A 240-nucleotide genomic window follows, 5' to 3' on the forward strand; every position below is an offset into this window, starting at 1 on the left:
TGGTAGAGGGTATTGATGTATACACGTATGACTCTGAAATTAGTTGTGAAGTACAAGGATTTTATGTGCGTGAAGGTGCAAGGTTAGCAAGTGAAGGAAAGAGTCCAAAAGAGATTATTGCTCGTTTTGATGAAATGAAGAAAACGATGGACGCCTATTTTGTAGTTGATGATTTACATCTTTTACAACGTGGTGGTCGATTAAATAGCGCGCAAGCTTTCATCGGCAGTCTGTAACAAG

At 39.2% G+C, this 240-nt stretch carries 1 pseudogene; it reads left to right on the top strand.

The features are described 5' to 3' along the window. Positions 1-233: pseudogene (locus SB717_RS39175) on the top strand (DegV family protein); the annotation flags it as partial. Positions 234-240: the final 7 nt, after the last annotated feature.

Origin of the sequence: Priestia sp. SIMBA_032, assembly GCF_046535215.1 — a bacterium.
Lineage (GTDB): Bacteria > Bacillota > Bacilli > Bacillales > Bacillaceae_H > Priestia > Priestia aryabhattai.